The following is an 18,370-nucleotide window of genomic DNA, read 5'->3' as shown; positions in this document are numbered from 1 at the left end:
GCAACCGTGCTGGCGATTGTATAACTGCTGCTGGTGGCACCCGCTATATTTACTCCACTCTTGCGCCATTGATACGTAAGTCCAGTGCCAGAAGCCGTTACAGTAAATGTTGCACTTGAACCGGCACAGACAATCTGCGGAGAAGGATTTGTTGCGATGGATGGTTTCTCGTTGACCGTAAGTAAGGCGATGTTACTGGTTACCGATGGTGTACACGTGCCCGCCACGATAGCGCGGTATAAATAAGCGTTGTTGGTCAGGGGCACACTGGTGAGTGAGAGGGTAGCTGTGCTTGCGCCGCTATATATACCACCGTTGGATACGGTGGAGTACGATGAGCCGCCGTTTGTACTTACCTCCCAGGAATACGAGGGAGTATACGTAACCCCTGCATTTACCGTAAAGGATGTGTTACCGCCCTGGCATATCGTTACACCCGATGGTTGCCCGGTTATTTCCGGCTGCTCACGCACAGTTAATATTGCCTGTCCACTGGTTTGCGATCCTCCACAAGTTCCCGTAACAACGACTTTATAGTCTTTACCACTCAATGTACCTGATACTCCTGTTAAAGTAAGTATTGACGTGGTGGCGCCACTATACATACCTCCATTGGTTATATTCACACCATTCTCCTGCCACTGATAAGTCAGTCCATTTCCAATACCTGATACGGTAAATTGCACTGTGGCCAGTTCACAAACTGTGGCATTCGTGGGTGATGCTGCAATACCAGTATTCGCATGAACGGTTAATAATGCAGCATTGCTGGTAACAGGGGTTCCACAAGTACCATCTACAATAACTTTATACAAGTAGCCATTATAGGTTAGCGGGGCATTGGTCAGGCTGAGTGTTGCTGTTGTTGCTCCGCTATATACACCACCGTTACTTACATCGCTGAAAGAAGATCCTCCATTCGTACTTACCTGCCATTGGTAGGTGGGCGAAGTAGTTACACCTGGATTAACAGTAAAACTGGTGCTGGTATTTTCACAGATTATACTATTGGAAGGCTGCCCGGTAATTTCCGGATATTCCTGAACAGTGAGCGTTGCCGGGTTCGAAGTAACAGAAGGCGTACACGTTCCACTGACGATGACACGGTACTGATTACCATTCATCGCAGAAGTAACAGATGTGAGCGCAAGCGTACTGCTCACCGCGCCTGACACGTCCGTAAAGCCCGATCCGGCATCAACCTGCCACTGATACGTTACTCCGGTGCCTGAAGCTGTTACCGAGAATGATACGTTCGATCCTTCACATTGTGTTTGTGGAGAAGGATGAGTGCTTATGGCAGGAAGCGTGTTGATCGTAACATTAACCGTATTGGTAAGATCAACATCGCATCCCGTGGTGGCATTGGTAGCGGTTACTTTCATCGTAACAGCAGACGATAGCGGAGTGCTGGTGAGCACCAGGTTACCGCCGGTTCCGGCATATACACTGCTGAGTACCGAGTTGTCGGCGCTATTTTTTAATTGATAATTTACACCGACTGCCGAGCTTCCAACCGTTACGGATACCGTCCCTCCCGGACAAACTCCTGTTGAAGCGGGTGTTACGCTCAATGACGCCGTTGGCAGCGCATTCACAGTAACCGTACGCATTTCCGTACAGGAAGGTATAAAGGCAACGTAGTCGTTATTGGCTGTAAATATCTGATTATTTCGTCCCGTAGGGGCAACAGCAGCAGTACCCGCAGAGTTTTCAATACCCATGGTCTTGGGATTACCGTCCGAGCCTATATGGGTTGAGTGTATTTCAATGATATTAAGCGTTTCATATAAGTGTATCTGTGCAGTAACATATTCCGTTGGTGCCGAAGTGAATGTTACATTGGCATATTCAATAATAAATCTTCGCAGTGGTGCAGAGCCCACTACTTTATAGCGAATTGTTCCTGTAGCCGGATTTAGATCTCCCCAGGCAAATGCAATCAGGTTATTGGGCGTTGTTGCATTCGGGATTGTTTGTGCAGCCGCTGTGGTTCCGGTAGTACCACTGAGGCGGATAAATCCATTATCAAAAACCCGGAGGGTTGTAAAACTGGTGCCGTAAAACCGGAATGTAAAACCTATAGAAATGGCCGCTGATACAGTGTTGTCGGCAAGCGTTATAGTTGTTGGAGACGAAAGCGTAACCGGGCTATAAGTACCAGAAGTGTTTACAGTATAGGAAGAAGTTGTTCCATCGGTTGTAAATACCTTGTGCGAACCCGTTCCGGCATTGGCGGGAGTAAATGTTGTTCCGCTAATACCCGGGCCATAGTAATTAGTTCCTCCGGTAAGCGTAAAGGCAGCATCATCGAAACAGTATGTAGAATTAAGATTGGTAAAGCTACATTGTCCAAAAGCTTGCTGAATGGAGAGAACGCCCATCAGTAATAACACACAAAGAGTATAGCTTGGGGTCTTCCTAAAAGGCATAGCTAGCAGGCGGTTGGCTTGTTTATGTGTTCCCGGACGAAAATGTAACCACACCATAAAGTACTGGTAAATAATGGATTTCTAAAAAAACTCCCCATTGGCGTTAACCTTCATCAGCCCTACTTTATCCTGTGTTTCCAGTTCTATTGTTCCCAGGATCAGAATACGGCCGTCAGGAAGTTCTGCTATAGAGGAACCCTTGCTCAATTTGTCGAATGATCCCATGTCAACCGACCACTGAGCTTCGCTGTTCAAATTCGTTTTGATCAGGCGCACCGTTGTACCTGCGGTTGTTTTCTCGGTGGCGAGTAAAAGAAACCCCTCGGAAACTACACATGGAGTGACACTTACTGCCGTAAACTGGCCCGACACGTTAATAGTACCTTCGCTTTGTTTAATAAGATTTTCGCTGCGTTTGCAGAAATATAGCTGCCCTGCAGAGGTAGAAGCATTCTGCGACACAGACGTACCAAATTCATAATATCCGCCTCCTAAAACAGCAGGCACCTTTGCAACAAAGGCAAGTGTTTCATCACTGGTCGCTTTACCGGCATTGTCAGCAAAACCCAATGGTATACCATTACCAGAAAAAGTGATCACTTCAAAGTTCGACTCAAAATCGGTCGCTCCCAGCAACTGGCGATCGGAATACGAAAAGATATAGTATTTATTGGTTGCTGCTTCAAACACCTTAATGCCCGACCCGAAGTGCTCACCTGTAGAACCGACCGGAGTTCCCAATTCAAGTGTCGTCCAGGCAATGGTTTTGAAGTCACTCTTGAATCCAATCGAAAATATATCTTCTAGATCTGGTGGCGGAAGTCCCGGGTCTACAGCGATCGTTTCATCGGTTGAATTTCCCGTCACAACAAATCCTCCGTCAGAAGTGGGTGTGATTGAATGTATATATTGCGTAGTCCATTTATCTCCATTATTGCCAAACTCCATTCCTCCTATTGAATCGCCTTTCGGGTTTACCTTGATTACCTTAAAATCATACAGGTTTTCATTGGTTGCAGGATCAATACCACGATACATGTTAGAGAGCACAAGATAATTACCATCGGCTGTTGGTTCTATATCCTGCCCTATCTCTGAAATATTTCTGCCTCTTGTATCTTTGCCATTTCCCAACGTTTTTTGACCGAGTATATTACCGTTCAGATCGGTTATGATAAGCATGATGCGTTGCGAATTGCCAGGTGTGTTGGTATTAGCGAGTATGATTATACTGTCTTTTTTAACCACCATATCTACGGCTTCCTGGTCACCATCTTCCCCAAAGTACTTAACAAAGTATGGTGCCGTCTCCTGCCCGAATTCCTTTTTTGTATCGCAAGAGAGTACGATGAACAGCAACGCACAAATGCTAATCAACTTTAATTTCATCGCCTTGCTTTTTGATGGAACGTAGAACAGATTTTGAATGAGATTTCTTCAACTTTCGCGGCTTATAGAGTGGATGAATATACCCTACGGATATAAAAAGATTATCCATCCGGAAGAGATCATCTACATGCGCCCAGCGAAAAGTACCATCACCGGAGTCCTGGAAGCTTTCTGAGGTTCCATCGCCCTTGTTTTTATAATCATATATACTATTATCTTTATTCACCAGGTTAGTCATCCCGAATGAATAGCGAAGATCAGCAAATATATAGTCGAGCTTTACTTTATACTTCACACCGCCTCCAATGAAAACAGAGTGGTTGAATGCATTGCGTTTTGATTTGAATTTCAGGATAGGGCTCTCCCTGTCTATACTCTCTACCCGGTTGGTTTCAGGATTATAGTTCTGATCTTTATACTGAATAGTAGCACGATCGCCCAACAACAGGTCCCACGAGAATCCCGCATAACCATACGGACGATACTGCCCTTTTGAAGCGGAGTATTTTACCGCAACCGGTATGCGCACCCATGTCTGGCGATCGAATATTGAGGATTCATCGCGACCGAATATACCGGTGGTGCGTTGGCGGTAAGCAGAGAACACAAAATTACCTTCGAGCATCACGCTGAGGTTATCATCGTAATTCCAATCGACACCAACTCCCACCTGAAACCCGGGCTTGAGTATATATCGTTTTTTTACATCATCGGTATAGGTGCCCCGGTCAAGCAGCGTTCTTACAAATGAAACGTTAGGACCTATTTTTGCAGACAGCGTAAATATGGGAGTAGATGTAAACTTCGAACTCAGATATACCAGGTCTATGGGGTCGCGCTTCTCATCCGTCAGGTATTCGGGATTAGCACGCAACACTTCGAGGTAACTCTTCTCGGCACCAAACGGATCTTCCAATAACAGGTATGTTTCTGCCAGCAGCAGGTAGGCCCGCTGGCGCCATTCTTTATTCTGATTCTTTTCCAGGCAGGGAGCCAGCATCGCAGGTATACCATAGTGATGGCCTGCATTAAATTCTTCTATAGCACGACTCAAGGTTAGCTCACACTCATTCTGAGCCATAGCGGGGATCGTTCCCAATAACGTGAGAGCAAAAAACAGGTAGCAACAGGATAAAGATTTTACCATTCAATACAATTTAATCAAAAACCGGTGCATGTATTTTCATATTCTATATCATTACCCACATACTTGGTCCATTCATCCTGCGTCATACTCTTCCGGGTTATGTTCGGGCATATCTGTATAGCCAGTATTGCCGGATCAGTTGGCCATACCCGTATCTCCGATTCGCTACATGCCGCTACCAACAGGTTAGAACCTTTTGCAAAAGCTATATCCCACACAAACCCGTTATTGTTCTCCATCTCCACCGGCAAATCTTCCGGGTTATCCAGTACATATAACTGAAGGCGTTTATCAAGACCGGCACTTGCCAGCAGTTTCTCATCCGGGCTAAATTCAACATCGTATACACCGGCCCTGTGTCCGGAGAACTGACGCGTCTCTCCTGTTGTGAAATCATATAGCTTCACCAGGCCCCGCTTGTTTGATAATACATCTACACCATACGCAAGGTAATTTCCTGAAGGGCTGAACTTCACTGACAGTATCCGGCTAGAATTTTCCGTAGCCAGTGTTGTATAAGTATAGTCCTGCAAGTTCATTTTGATAACCTGCCCTGACCATGAGCCCCCCACCAGAAACTTACCATCGCTACTGATGCTGATGGACTTGATCTCGTACGGGAATGTTGCCAGTGTTTTTACTTCACCCGTTTCATGATTTACGAGCGACAATGTTTTATTGCTGCTGGCTACTATAAAGCCTGAATTATTGGGAAGAAATTCTATATCGTTGGTAGCTCCGCCTAATCCTTTTATCACTTTCGGTTTGGCTTTACCCTGCAGATTATATACCTGTACAAAAGATGAATCACTACCGTTGATGATATAGTTTTCATCCTTGCTCAATGCAATTACCTTGCTTGGATACGGTGTAGCAAACCCGGTCGCTGCATTGGAGAGTTTTTCGTAATCGCCTTTGTATACTCTTCCATCAGCACCTGAAACGAAAAAGTTACTGCTCTTATCCGATACCACCAGCGAGCGCATGTGTATGCGCGGCGGCCCTTGTACCTTCATGGCGTTATAGCTGGCCCCTATAATTTTGGTAAGCGCGCTATACAGGCCTCGGTATATATAAGGATCGTATTTCTTGCCGCTATACCTGCGGTGGAATATATGTCCCTGCAACGCCTGCAATGCAGCCAGGTCTTTATCATCATCCTCCTGAACCGATTTCGTTGCCAACACCTGTGCTACGCGCAACATGAGCTGGTTGCGGGCAAATTCATAGTTCAAGTCGGCTTCTTCTTTTTTCAGGTTGGCAAAGTCGAGGCTTCGGTTGGCTTCTTCTGTTGCAGCCATCGCTTTCTTTTCTGATACCTGTGCCTGCATCAGGGCATTCTCGGCACGGTCGCGTTCACGCTGCGTTGCTTCCAGGGCATCGCCTAAAGCATTGTTGGTCACTACAAGTTCATTGGCGGTTCGTTCAGCCAATACGCGCAGGTTATCTGCTTCCTTCTTTTGTCTCAGTGCTTCTTCACGTTGTGTCTGTGCTTCGGTCTTTTGTATATCGGCATACTCGCGATCGGCATCCGCCTGTAGCTTCTGCAGATATGCATATACGAAGAAGAGAATCGCAATCAAAAATGCAATACCCAGAATGATCGCTGTAGTTCGTGTTCTGCGAAGAACACGGCGCTGCATCATTTCCTGGTTCTTGAGTTCAGCTTCGTACGTAATGCGACTGGTGTCGAGAAAGACGATCGCGCGCTCGAACGCTTCATCATAACGCTGCGCCCACTCACGTGTAGGCTTTTGCTTTTTTTGCCAGTTCAGCGCCAATTGCAGATCGGGCGTTCTCCACAAACCCGTTTTACCAATCTGATACATTGCGGCTGCATCCGACAAGCGCTTATACATAGTAGCCGATTCAAATTCGTCATCTACCCAGGCAGCAAGTCTGTTCCAGATACGAATAAGACTTTCGTGCGAAAGCTCAATGATGGAATCTCCATTCAACGGTATATTGGCAGCAGGCATCAGGAACGAACGTCCCGGTTTACGGAATTGCTCTACTACATAAATAACTTCTTCTTCACTTCCCTCCGCCAGTTGTGCTATCAGCGACAACTGACAAGGTCTGCGCATGCCCCTGTTCTGCTGGTTCTTTTCCGTTATGCTCTTGAAGAGAACTTCTGCTATCAGTTTATTGCGCGATGATAACTCATCGAATGCTTCGTTGGCGTGTTGTGAAAGTGCTTCTGATATTTTACCGATAGCGGTGTAGTGACGTACATCTATCGGCTCGCCACTCTCGTGGTTTTGCAACCAGTAATCCCACGTACGCATCAGCGCATGCTGCAAGATTGGAAGTTGATCCTGATCTATACCCATGTCGCTGAGCAATCGCTTAACCAGGCGAGGTGCTATCTTTCCTCCCGCCACTGCGATGGGTCCTTCAATGGCCACCTTTTTTTGCTCGCGGGTCATTTGAGGAACCAGGTAATTACTGCTATTGATCAGCCTGGTAAGTCCAGGAAATATAGAGCATTCGCCAATAAAGTCAGACCGCATGGTAAGCGCTACATATACCGGCACTTCGGTTTGTTGCACGGCTGTCATGAACAAGTTCACATACAGCTGTGCATCATTCTGTGCTTCTGCATCGGCATGGTCGCGGTAGCGGAATATCTCTTCGAACTGGTCGATGAGAAAGAATATATTTTCTGATGAATCCCTTTGCAGGTGACTGGCGAGTTCAACCAGGCCCCCAGGCCCGCTTCGCAGTACAGAGCTGACAATCGCCTTGTGAATCGGAACATCTGCAGGTTCTATTCGCTGTACTTTCTGCAGATATTCAATTACCGATTCGATCAAACTATTGATGGGTGATGAACCTGGTCTTGCAGTAATCGCTCTCCATTCTGTTCCCGACTCGGCTACAAATCCGCCATACAAAACCGGCACAAGGCCGCAGGACATTAATGAAGATTTACCGCTTCCGGAGTACCCCATTACGGTAACAAACCTGTTCTTGGCCAGTTTCGATAATATCTCATCAATTTGTCCTTCGCGCCCGAAGAACAAATGGCTGTCTTCAATAGAAAAAGGCCTTAGCCCGGGAAATGGATTTTCAACCCCAATCTGAATTTCAGATGCAGTAGAAGTGTCCCGGTCAAGTCGTTCCTTATGTTGGGGTTGATTACGCATACTTTAAACCCGCCAAGACTTGAAAGTTAGATAAATCGTGCTGAATGTCCGGCTCACGTGTTACTTGTCTAAAAAATACCCATCCTAAAGTCTAAAAAATCAGCTTCCCCGAATATAGGCTAATTTTAACTAAACAAAAAAGGGGACTTGCGGTCCCCTTGAAAATATTTGCATCTCTGCCAATTACTTAACTTTCTTCACCACAGCTTCGAATGCTGCAGGATGATTCATTGCTAAGTCAGCCAGCACTTTACGATTCAAATCGATATTGGATTTCTTCAATTTACCCATTAACTCAGAGTATGATAATCCGTGCAAACGAGCACCTGCATTAATACGTGCAATCCATACAGCGCGGAACTCTCTTTTCTTTTGTTTTCTGTCGCGGTAGGCGTAACCTAAACCTTTTTCAACGGCATTTTTTGCTACCGTCCATACATTCTTCTTGCGGCCGAAGAAACCTTTGGCCAACTTCAAGATGCGTTTACGTCTTGCTCTTGAAGCCACATTGTTTACTGATCTTGGCATTTTACTTTACATTTTTTGGCTGATGGCGTTCACTTTACATGAAACTTGAGGCCAGCATCCGGGTTAAACATTAGAACCTGAGATTAAAGGATAAGCATTGCTTTTACGTTATCCAGATCCGACTTCTTAACGATAGATTTGTTACCAAGTCTGCGTTTCTGCTTGGTCTCCTTCTTCGTCAGGATATGGTTTTTGTAAGCACGCTTATGCTTAATCTTACCAGTGCCAGTCACTTTAAAGCGCTTCTTGGCTCCTGATTTTGTTTTTAATTTAGGCATTGTATAAAAATTAAACGATTAAGTTCCTTACTTCTTGGCCTTGGGCATCAGCATGATGCTCATTCTCTTTCCTTCGAGCTTCGGCATCTGCTCGACCTTTCCATGTTCTTCAAGCAACTGAGCAAATTTCAACAACAATATCTCTCCGCGTTCTTTGTACACGATAGAGCGACCTGCAAAGAAAACCGTAGCCTTTACCTTTGCACCTTCCTGCAGGAAGGAAACGGCATGCTTCAATTTGAAATTGAAATCATGATCATCGGTGTTGGGGCCAAAGCGAATCTCTTTGATCACGACCTTTACAGTCTTCGCTTTGATCTCCTTCTGTTTCTTCTTCTGCTCGTACTTAAACTTGGAATAGTCAACTACTTTACAAACAGGAGGATCAGCATTGGGTGATATTTCTACCAGGTCTAATCCTTGTTCCTGTGCCAACCGAATGGCTTGCTGAATAGGATACACATCTACTTTAATGTTCTCTCCTACTACCCGAACCCGCGGTGCTGTAATTCTTTCATTAATGCGATACGGTTCTTCGGGCTTTTGCGGACCTCTGCGCGGAGGGCGGCCAAAACTGGGTCTGTTGGTATTACCGGTATTGATAACTATAAAATGTTTAAGTTCAAAAAAACAGGGTGCAAATATCGCTATTTACATTTAAAATACAAGTATCTAACAAAGGATCAACGAGGTGCAGCGCATTCGATGCGGAAATTCTTGACAAATTCATCCAATAAAACGCTTCCCTGGTCGCCTTGCCCGTGTTTACGCACGGCTACTTTTTCTTCTGCAACCTCTTTTTCACCCACAATAAGCATGTAGGGAATCTTTTTGGTTTCAGCATCACGTATCTTACGACCGATCTTTTCATCACGATCGTCCAATAATCCACGAATATCTTCCTCTTTCAGTTTCTCGTACACCATTTTGGCGTAATCGTTGAAACGTTCAGAAATCGGCAGCACCGCGATTTGATCAGGCGCCAGCCACAACGGGAAGTTACCTGCGCAGTGCTCGATCAATACCGCCACGAATCTCTCCAATGAGCCAAACGGTGCACGGTGAATCATCACCGGGCGATGCTTCTGATTATCAGAACCTACGTATTCCAGCTCAAAGCGCTGTGGTAATTGATAGTCTACCTGAATGGTACCTAACTGCCAGCTGCGTCCTAGCGCATCTTTCACCATGAAGTCGAGCTTCGGTCCATAAAAGGCCGCCTCACCTTGCACGGCTACAGTCTTTAATCCACGTTCATCGGCTGCTTCCTGTATTTCGCGTTCAGCACGCTCCCACAGATGATCTTCACCTATGTACTTGGTTTTATTCTCCGGGTCGCGCAACGAAACCTGTGCGGTGTAGTTCTCAAACCCCAACGACTTGAAAACATGAAGCACCAGATCAATCACTTTAATGAATTCTTCTTTTACCTGATCAGGACGGCAAAAGATATGCGCATCATCCTGTGTAAATCCTCTTACACGGGTGAGGCCATGCAATTCGCCACTTTGCTCGTAGCGGTATACAGTACCGAACTCAGCCAGGCGAATCGGGAGATCGCGATACGAGCGTGGTCTTGTTTTATAGATCTCGCAGTGATGCGGACAGTTCATCGGTTTCAGCAAGAACTCTTCTCCTTCATCCGGAGTATGGATGGGTTGAAAGGAATCCTTACCGTATTTCTCATAATGACCTGAAGTAACGTACAGCGACTTGCCTCCAATATGCGGCGTTACCACCGGATCGTAGCCGGCTTTGATCTGTGCCTTGCGCATAAACTGCTCCAGGCGTTCGCGCAGAATGGTCCCTTTCGGCAGCCACAACGGCAAGCCCATGCCTACCTTTTCGGAGAAAGCAAACAGGTCGAGTTCTTTGCCGAGTTTACGGTGATCGCGTTTCTTGGCTTCCTCCAGCAGGTGAAGATATTCTTCGAGTTCTTTCTGCTTGGGGAAAGTAATGCCATAGATGCGGGTCAGCATCTTGTTCTTCTCATTGCCGCGCCAGTATGCACCGGCTACGTTGAGAAGTTTTACGGCCTTTATAAAGCCGGTATTGGGTATATGCGGACCTTTGCAGAGGTCGGTAAAATTACCCTGTTCATAGAATGTAATAGAACCATCTTTCAGGTCGCTGATCAGTTCCTGTTTATACTCATCGCCTTTCTTGGTAAAGAAGTCAAGCGCTTCTGCCTTGCTTACGTCCCTGCGAGTGTATACGCTATCTTTCTTGGCGAGCTCCTTCATCTTGGCTTCAATTGCCACGAGATCTTCTTCACCAAAAGCACGACCACCGAGGTCTACATCATAGTAAAAACCATTATCGATGGCAGGGCCGATACCAAACTTTACACCGGGATATAGCGCTTCCAACGCTTCTGCCAGCAAGTGCGCAGACGAATGCCAGAAGGTAGATTTACCGCCTTTGTCATTCCACGTCAAAATCTTTATGGATGCATCCTGGTCTATTGGCCGCGCCAGGTCACGTACTTCACCATTCACTTCTATTGCCAGGGCAACGCGTGCTAAACCTTCACTAATGCTTGATGCAATATCGGAACCTTTAACACCTTGCGGGTACTCCCGCACACTTCCATCCGGAAGAGAAATCTTTACATTCATGATTTCGAATTAAAATACAAAATTAATTCAGGCTGCAAATATGGTTAAAGATGTTGGAAAGACTATACTTCTTGCAGACTAAAGTTTGATACTTAGTAAGAAAGTGTATACCTCCGGCTGGATTTACAGCGTGAACCAGAAACTTACCAGTACACCAAACTTGCGCACATCGGGGTTTACACTTTTATCGAGGTATGATAGGCGGTGCACAAAATCTACACGCATGAAACGAAAAATATTCTCTACACCATAACTCACCTCTATGTAGGGTTTGTTTCGATCGAACGATCTTACCTGCCGGTATTTAGGCGTTGCGCTGTTATCTTCCGGAATGATCTTTCTGTTCTGCGCGCTCAGGCCACCATAGATCATGTTGGCAGAACCTACCAGGCGCCATTTCAGCTTGCGCATAAGCGGCACCCTGTTCAACAGAAATCCTTCGAAGTGATGCTGGTATTGAAGCGATGCATACCGGTCGCTCACAAACTCTCCATAGTCCATTAGGTTATAGGTAACGATGGTATACAACAAACTCTGGTTACCCAAATGAGGCGTTAGCAACGGATAGGCTGCTGTACCGAACGTATACTCTCCCGTAGTGTGCAGATAGCCAACCCCTAGCGGACCAAATTTTATCCGCTTCACCACTGACAATTTCAATTTGGTATAATCGAAGTCGCTATTGAAAACTCCCTTTACTCCGCGGGTATAGCGCAGGGTAATGATCGGCCATTTTACTGTCCCTAGACTGATGCGTTCATTATCATCCTGCAGGAAGAGCTCATCGCGGGCAAACCTGGATTCTACTATGATCTCCGTTGTGCGGAAGTCTGTTAGAACGCTGCTCTGATCTTCCGGCTGATTATACCAGCCAAAGTTGAAATGCGGGCGAACGCTCATCTGTCGTATAGCAATGCGTTGGGTAAACCCGCGGAACAATTCGCGCTGAAAATTTAACCGCGACTCATCAAAGTAATAGCCTCGTCTATAGATGCCCCACTTCTGTGCAGCTAGAAATATAAAGTTGTCGGCAAGCGCCTCGTCATCCACCCCTACCCGACCAATATCGCTACGCGTTCGGAAGCTGATTGTTGTCCATTTGTCTTTCGAAAAGATATACTGTGCTGATGCTGCATATTTCAGCTTCTCGTCCTTAAAACCATACCCCAGCTGCCCCCTGAAAACCCATTTGTTACTGAAGTCGATGCTGGTTTTAAAACCAGCCTGCAGACGAAATCCTTCAATGTTGTTTACAGCAAATACGCCGATGTACGGCCCTATATATAGTTTGCCAGCATCATAATAACCATTTACAAAAATCTTAATGATATCGATATACGTTTTCACGGCCGGTATAGTCTGCAGTGTATCGATCATTTTATAGACGTTTTTCTCTGTTTCGGTAAGCGGCTCGTGTCGCAGTGTATCCCAGTACTCCTCCTGTTCATTCATGCGCGCATCTTCTTCCATCACAATGGTGTGATCGTAAAAAGTAGGTTCGTGTACCTTGTTCAATACAAAGTTCTTGTTGGAAGTGTAGAACTTGGCCAGCATACCGGCTGATGTATTGGTGAGCTCGCTTACATCGATCAGTATTCGATTCTTCACCGGCAACCATGGCCCTTCGGATGTTTTCTCCAGTTCTTGCTGGATTTTTATTTTCTCTACAAAGTTGAGATTGGCCTGCTTGTTTACCGTTACATCAATTTGCTTGAGTGCATACTCATTTTTAGTGATCCATATCGTGCCGTTAAAGGCCAGATCTTGCGGACTCTTTGGCGTAAAGTCCAGGCGATAGCAATAATCATCGCCGATATATACACTGTCGGTAAGATCATAATCATAGTACAGGCGCCAGCCATCGGCTATAGGCGACACAAAATATTTGGTAACGATCTCTATCCAGTTCTGATAAAAATTATACTCCTGAAACGATGAGCCCACCAGTTGTGTGACAAGTGTACCATCTTGTATACCGATGCCGTTTACCTTCGACTTCAGAATATTTTCATACCGTGCCTGCGGATTCTCACGGTAGTAAAATTTCGATATGCTTTCGGAGATAAAGATTGGCAAAATCGGTTTGCCATCTTCACCGGCCATACGGTCGACACTATCCAACACCTGTGTGATCTTCTTGATGATCTTACGCTCGCGGAATTTATCGGTGATGTTGTCTACATCAATTTCTACCTTTGTATAGGTATCGTACTCGTATGTAGCGAGCCTTCGTTTATCGTTCTTATTTTTACTGCGCATCACGTTACGCAGTATAGCATACGCAGGATTTTCCCCCGCATTAATCACAATCTCCTGCAGTTGTGTGGCATCTTCACCCAACTGAAAATTCACGATCTGTGTACCGCCTTTCGGCACTGCTTTCTTACGTGGTTTATAGCCGATATAGGAAGCAACAATGGTATCGCCCGGTGCATCGGTGTGGATGGTATAATTACCATTGAAGTCGGTTGTAGTGCCAATGGCTGTACCCTGGTAGATAACGTTTACAAAAGGTATAGGATCGCCCGAGTTCGCATCCGTGATCTTTCCTTTCACTACTGTGTCTTGCGCAAAGCAGTAACTTCCCAGAAACAGGAAGAATATAAAATGATACAGGCTGATGTGATCTGGAAATATCGGGGGTTGATCTGTGCGCACACGTGCAGGTTTAATACAAAAATAATTAATCCTGTTTACCTCGAAAAGCATGGCACCGGCAACTCAGCTATTCAATTGCTCCTTTTGTCCCAAATGTCGTGGAACTGTCTTTAGCACATATAAATCGAGCACAGCTTTGGTGCGGGCCAGGTATTCGCGCAGACGAACGCGTACGGAATATTCAAAATCAGGTTCTTCGGCCACCATGGCCACGGCATCCAGGTTATAATACTGGCTGATGAACAGTGCACGGTAACTATGAAAGGGCTGCGTAATGATAGTAATTTTATCTTGCCCGAATATCTTCTGACTACGGACGATCGAATCAAGTGTACGAAGACCAGCATAATCAAGCGTGATAGCAGAATCAGGCACACCTAATTTCATCAGCGCTTTGCGCATGGCTGCGGGCTCGTTATAGTATCGTGAACTGTTATCGCCACTCAGAATGAAGTGATCGATTTTACCAAGCCTGAAAAGCATCGCTGCTGTTTCCATTCTCTTTTCGAAAAAGGGATTGGCTTTGCCGCCGGCAAGTTTATTACTCGTTCCTAAAACCAACGCCACACGGTGTGCCGGCAACTGGCTGATGTCATCGTATACTTTATCTTTTGTACTTTGTACGATCCAGACATTGCATGCAATCAGGAATGACACGAACAGTACAACGGTTGTAATTGCAATTCTCTTCAGCCAGCGCATCTTGATAGACATTGGAATCAAAACTACTGAATAGTTCTCAGAAATTCGCGCTCGATCAAATCAGATCGCTTTACTATTTTTCTAAACCAGTTGAGACGAATCATATTCTTTTCTTCTTCGGGTAATCCGAAATCCATTGCAGATGCATGTAGCCTGGTAATAAGTGTATTGAGGCAGATAGCAACACTCACCGAGATATTCAGACTCTCGGTAAAGCCATACATCGGTATCCTTATTTTCTGGTCTGCATGTTGCATTGCATACGAAGAAACACCGCGCAGCTCGTTGCCAAAGAGTAATGCCACTTTCGATTCAGTAACATCTACATCGTGGATCGACATGCCGTCTTCATCCGGATCGGCTACCAGTATTTTATATCCCTGCTCATGAAGTTTACGAAAGCACTCTTCTACATTGTTGTTATCGCGCGTGCGGTAGCGGTGAAGCTCCATCCACTTGTTGGCACCTTTCAGCACTCTGCGGTTGATCTCATACTTGCTGATCATCTCAATGATGTGAATGTCCTGCAGCCCCATACATTCGCATGTGCGTATCACGGCACTGGCGTTCTGCGACTGAAATATATCTTCCAGCACAACTGTAACGTGATGCGTACGGTTGCTCAAAACCTTTTCAACAAATTCCTTTTTATGATCGGATACAAACTGAGAGAGATGATGCAGTACTTTGAGTTCCTTGTCAGTCATTGCGTGATTAAAGCGGAAAGCTACGGGCTTACGGGGTTAAAGACAACTTTTCTGACTGTGCTATATTCTATACTATCGTTGTGCACGTATCCATTCTTCAATTAACGCTACGCCTTCTTTATGCACTTGCTCGCGGCCAATCTCGGGCATCGCTATGGCAGGATCGTTCGTTTTCATACGAAAGACCATAATCGATCGCTGTGGTTCGCCGGGAAGAATATCAAATTGAAGATCACCCGCGCCACGTCCGGCTGCTATAGGTGTCTTTCGTATCCCTAAATGTGCTGCATCTTTTTCATATATATCCAGGAACAGCCCCGATGTGTTGGCCGGGCCATGCCGGCTGTGGCAATGTGCACAGTTTGCATCCAGGTATGCACGTGCACGCTGATCGATGCTGCCGGTAGATGGATTATCCCACACCGCGAGCCTGGGTATAGCAGCCGATTGTGGTAAACCTGTGAGCCACCCTATACGCTGCCAGTGTCCCAATTGATTTTCGTTGCCTGAAGTATAGCTGAAATCCGCATTTAACTGCCGGGCGGATGTACCGATAGGCATCATTTTCTGACTACGGATGTGGCAGCCTTTGCATTGATTTTTATTCGGTATAGCGTACTGCGTGGTGATCTTCTTTCCATGCTTGTCGATATAGGAGATCGTTCGCGTTTCGGCTGCAGGATCGTAAAACGCTTCCGTCTGTTCATCGTTCCAACGGTAAGGCCATGCTTCCCATCCGTTCTCCAGATGAACGAGCAATCGTGTTTCCAACAGCTGTCGGCCCTTGTCAGGTTTTCTGAAATCCAGCGGATAATAAAAATTTTTGATGAGTACAGTACCTACCGGGAAATCAAAAACAATGGAGTCGTTGTAGGGTATCTTCTCTCCTTCCGGCAACCGGATGAAACGAAGTTTCTCAGCATAATTACTGAACAATGGCGTGTTCAGTGCATACGGTATAACGCCATCTGCAGGCTTTAGGTCCGCTAATGTGCCCGTAAAGAAATTATACTCCGAAAGTTTCTCTTTGCGGACAACATGCGTATCGCTTGCTCTGAACGACAGTATCATCATCAGTGCCAGCACTCCCAACATCCCCGCGAGCCATCCTTTCATATATAGTCTCATTTTCTTGTCAACACCACAGGACTGATAGGCTGCTGTTCGCACTCATACGGTTTTATATCGCGCGACTTGTTCTTGAATCCATTACCGGCATCGATATTCACAAAAGTACCGTTGGTATTGTTCTTCACACAGATGTTTCGGTCTTTCATGTTGGGGTCTGCAATACCATCAAAGAGTATATGTGGAACGTTCTTGCCAAAGCGTAATTTGAATTTATACATCTTGCCCATGCGTCCCTTGCTGGTTGCTTTTACGTTGGGGCGCTCATAGTAATTATCGTGGATATAGATGTTGGATGGAAACGGCTTGTATGTTTTATCGTTAATCGGATTCTCGGTAATATAGTAGCTCACAATGGCAGTGCCCGCTGAAATGTTATTAACAATCTTATTCTCGAATGCCTCCACATTACGTGTAGCCAGAATCATAAGCCCTGTACCTTGCGGCACTTTGCCTACCGTATTTCCTTTCGGCGCAAAGTTGATGTGGTTATTATCATGAATATGATTCTTGAATACCCGCACATAACCACCTTCTTTTTGAATGAGATCAGGTAAGTCAAACACCAATATACCACCGGTGTTGTTGTAGGCTTCGTTCTCAAACACATCGGCATACAGTGAGTTTTCGATTTCAATACCTGCTACGTTCTGATACGCTTTCGAGTTCTTTACAATAATGTACTTTGACTGGCCTACATATATACCGGCATCGCTGGCACCTACAGCAATGCAGTTATCGATGAGTACATTGGTGCATTGCACCGGATATAATCCATAGCCACCATTATCGGCACGACCACCGTTTGTCCATTCGGCTTTTACATTTTTAAATGTTATACCATCCACCAGTTGCGTCTTTACACCATCGCCTTTGGTATTCTGCACAGTGAGATCCTGCACGATGATATTGGAAGCATTTGTAACTTTTATACCTTCTGCGCCGGTTATTTGCCCCATAAAATTCAGAATAGTCTTATCCATACCTGCGCCTTTTATGGTAACGTCCTTCTTGCCATCCAGCCACAGGCTTGCATCAAATTGAAAACGCCCTTCCGGCAATTCAATCACCGCACCATTCTCTGCATCGATAAATTGTGTTTGTATCTTCTTCTGAATTTCTTTTTGCGCCCATACCAGAACGGATATGCTGCACAATAAAATTGTGAGGAGGGTTCTCATAACAACTTGGTGGTTTTTATTAAAGATAGTGAAGAATGCGTAATGCAAAAAGCTGAAGGCCGAAAGCTGAAAGTTTAAAGCGGTGGTTCAACATTTAAGAATTCAGGTTCAATGTTGTATGGAAGTGGTCTATAATAAAAAAGCAGAAAGCTTCTTCAACTTTCTGCTTTTGCTTTATGCTTTTAGCTTTACACTTTCAGCTTAATTTCGCTTTCCCAGTTCATCACGAATTTTTGCTGCACGTTCGTAATCTTCTTTATCGATGGCTTCCTTGAGCAGCTCGTTGAGACGATCTACTGTATAGTTTTTGAAGTCATCTTTACGTATTGCTTCTTTCTTTACTTTAGCTTTTTCGATCTTCGGTTCCGGCTTATCCTCCTCTGCTTCATCGGTGAGTACTATACCGGCTTCAGCCAAAATGTTTTCGTAGGTATAAATGGGAGAATCAAAGCG

The 18,370-nt window shown here is 45.4% G+C and carries 14 protein-coding genes; all 14 read right to left on the bottom strand.

The features are described 5' to 3' along the window. Window positions 1-2,432 (bottom strand): hypothetical protein (locus V7Q33_RS19035; protein WP_333820871.1); only part of this gene is annotated, 2,432 nt, incomplete at its 3' end. 81 nt (window positions 2,433-2,513) lie between these two features. Then, on the bottom strand, window positions 2,514-3,821 hold the full coding sequence (locus tag V7Q33_RS19030; RefSeq protein WP_333820870.1) for a hypothetical protein: 1,308 nt from the start codon (window positions 3,819-3,821) through the stop codon (window positions 2,514-2,516). Next, window positions 3,802-4,968: a porin family protein gene (locus V7Q33_RS19025; RefSeq protein WP_331976620.1), complete on the bottom strand. Its 1,167-nt coding sequence runs from the start codon at window positions 4,966-4,968 to the stop codon at window positions 3,802-3,804. Before V7Q33_RS19025 ends, V7Q33_RS19030 begins: the two co-directional genes overlap by 20 nt. A gap of 14 nt (window positions 4,969-4,982) precedes the next feature. Further along, on the bottom strand, window positions 4,983-8,117 hold the full coding sequence (locus V7Q33_RS19020; RefSeq protein WP_331976618.1) for an nSTAND1 domain-containing NTPase: 3,135 nt from the start codon (window positions 8,115-8,117) through the stop codon (window positions 4,983-4,985). Window positions 8,118-8,300: 183 nt separating this feature from the next. After that, window positions 8,301-8,645, bottom strand: coding sequence for a 50S ribosomal protein L20 (rplT, locus tag V7Q33_RS19015; RefSeq protein WP_331971107.1), 345 nt, complete (start codon window positions 8,643-8,645; stop codon window positions 8,301-8,303). An 83-nt stretch (window positions 8,646-8,728) separates the two neighbouring features. Next, entirely contained in the window at window positions 8,729-8,923 is a 195-nt protein-coding gene (gene rpmI, locus V7Q33_RS19010; RefSeq protein ID WP_331976616.1) for a 50S ribosomal protein L35, read from the bottom strand. A gap of 27 nt (window positions 8,924-8,950) precedes the next feature. Continuing rightward, complete coding sequence (infC, locus tag V7Q33_RS19005) at window positions 8,951-9,526, bottom strand: translation initiation factor IF-3 (protein ID WP_414693426.1); 576 nt, start codon at window positions 9,524-9,526, stop codon at window positions 8,951-8,953. An 80-nt stretch (window positions 9,527-9,606) separates the two neighbouring features. Then, the gene (thrS, locus tag V7Q33_RS19000) at window positions 9,607-11,541 is read right to left on the bottom strand and encodes a threonine--tRNA ligase (protein ID WP_333820864.1); all 1,935 of its coding nucleotides are present in this window, start codon (window positions 11,539-11,541) and stop codon (window positions 9,607-9,609) included. A gap of 123 nt (window positions 11,542-11,664) precedes the next feature. Beyond that, a complete protein-coding gene (locus V7Q33_RS18995; RefSeq protein WP_331976612.1) occupies window positions 11,665-14,199 on the bottom strand; it encodes a DUF5686 and carboxypeptidase-like regulatory domain-containing protein in 2,535 nt (844 codons plus the stop codon). A gap of 63 nt (window positions 14,200-14,262) precedes the next feature. Next, window positions 14,263-14,913, bottom strand: a complete 651-nt coding sequence (locus tag V7Q33_RS18990; RefSeq protein ID WP_333820861.1) for a SanA/YdcF family protein — start codon at window positions 14,911-14,913, stop codon at window positions 14,263-14,265. An 11-nt stretch (window positions 14,914-14,924) separates the two neighbouring features. Next, complete coding sequence (locus V7Q33_RS18985; protein ID WP_331976608.1) at window positions 14,925-15,608, bottom strand: TrmH family RNA methyltransferase; 684 nt, start codon at window positions 15,606-15,608, stop codon at window positions 14,925-14,927. Window positions 15,609-15,680: 72 nt separating this feature from the next. Continuing rightward, the gene (locus V7Q33_RS18980; RefSeq protein WP_331976606.1) at window positions 15,681-16,724 is read right to left on the bottom strand and encodes an SO2930 family diheme c-type cytochrome; all 1,044 of its coding nucleotides are present in this window, start codon (window positions 16,722-16,724) and stop codon (window positions 15,681-15,683) included. 8 nt (window positions 16,725-16,732) lie between these two features. Beyond that, entirely contained in the window at window positions 16,733-17,917 is a 1,185-nt protein-coding gene (locus V7Q33_RS18975) for a parallel beta-helix domain-containing protein (protein WP_333820858.1), read from the bottom strand. A 201-nt stretch (window positions 17,918-18,118) separates the two neighbouring features. Beyond that, a partial coding sequence (locus V7Q33_RS18970; protein WP_333820856.1) for a UvrB/UvrC motif-containing protein occupies window positions 18,119-18,370 on the bottom strand: 252 nt, incomplete at its 5' end.

It is taken from the genome of Ohtaekwangia sp. (assembly GCF_036786105.1).
Taxonomy (GTDB): domain Bacteria; phylum Bacteroidota; class Bacteroidia; order Cytophagales; family Cyclobacteriaceae; genus Ohtaekwangia.
The sequence above is the reverse complement of the archived record's forward strand: the minus strand, read 5'-3'. Positions and strand labels throughout refer to the sequence as shown.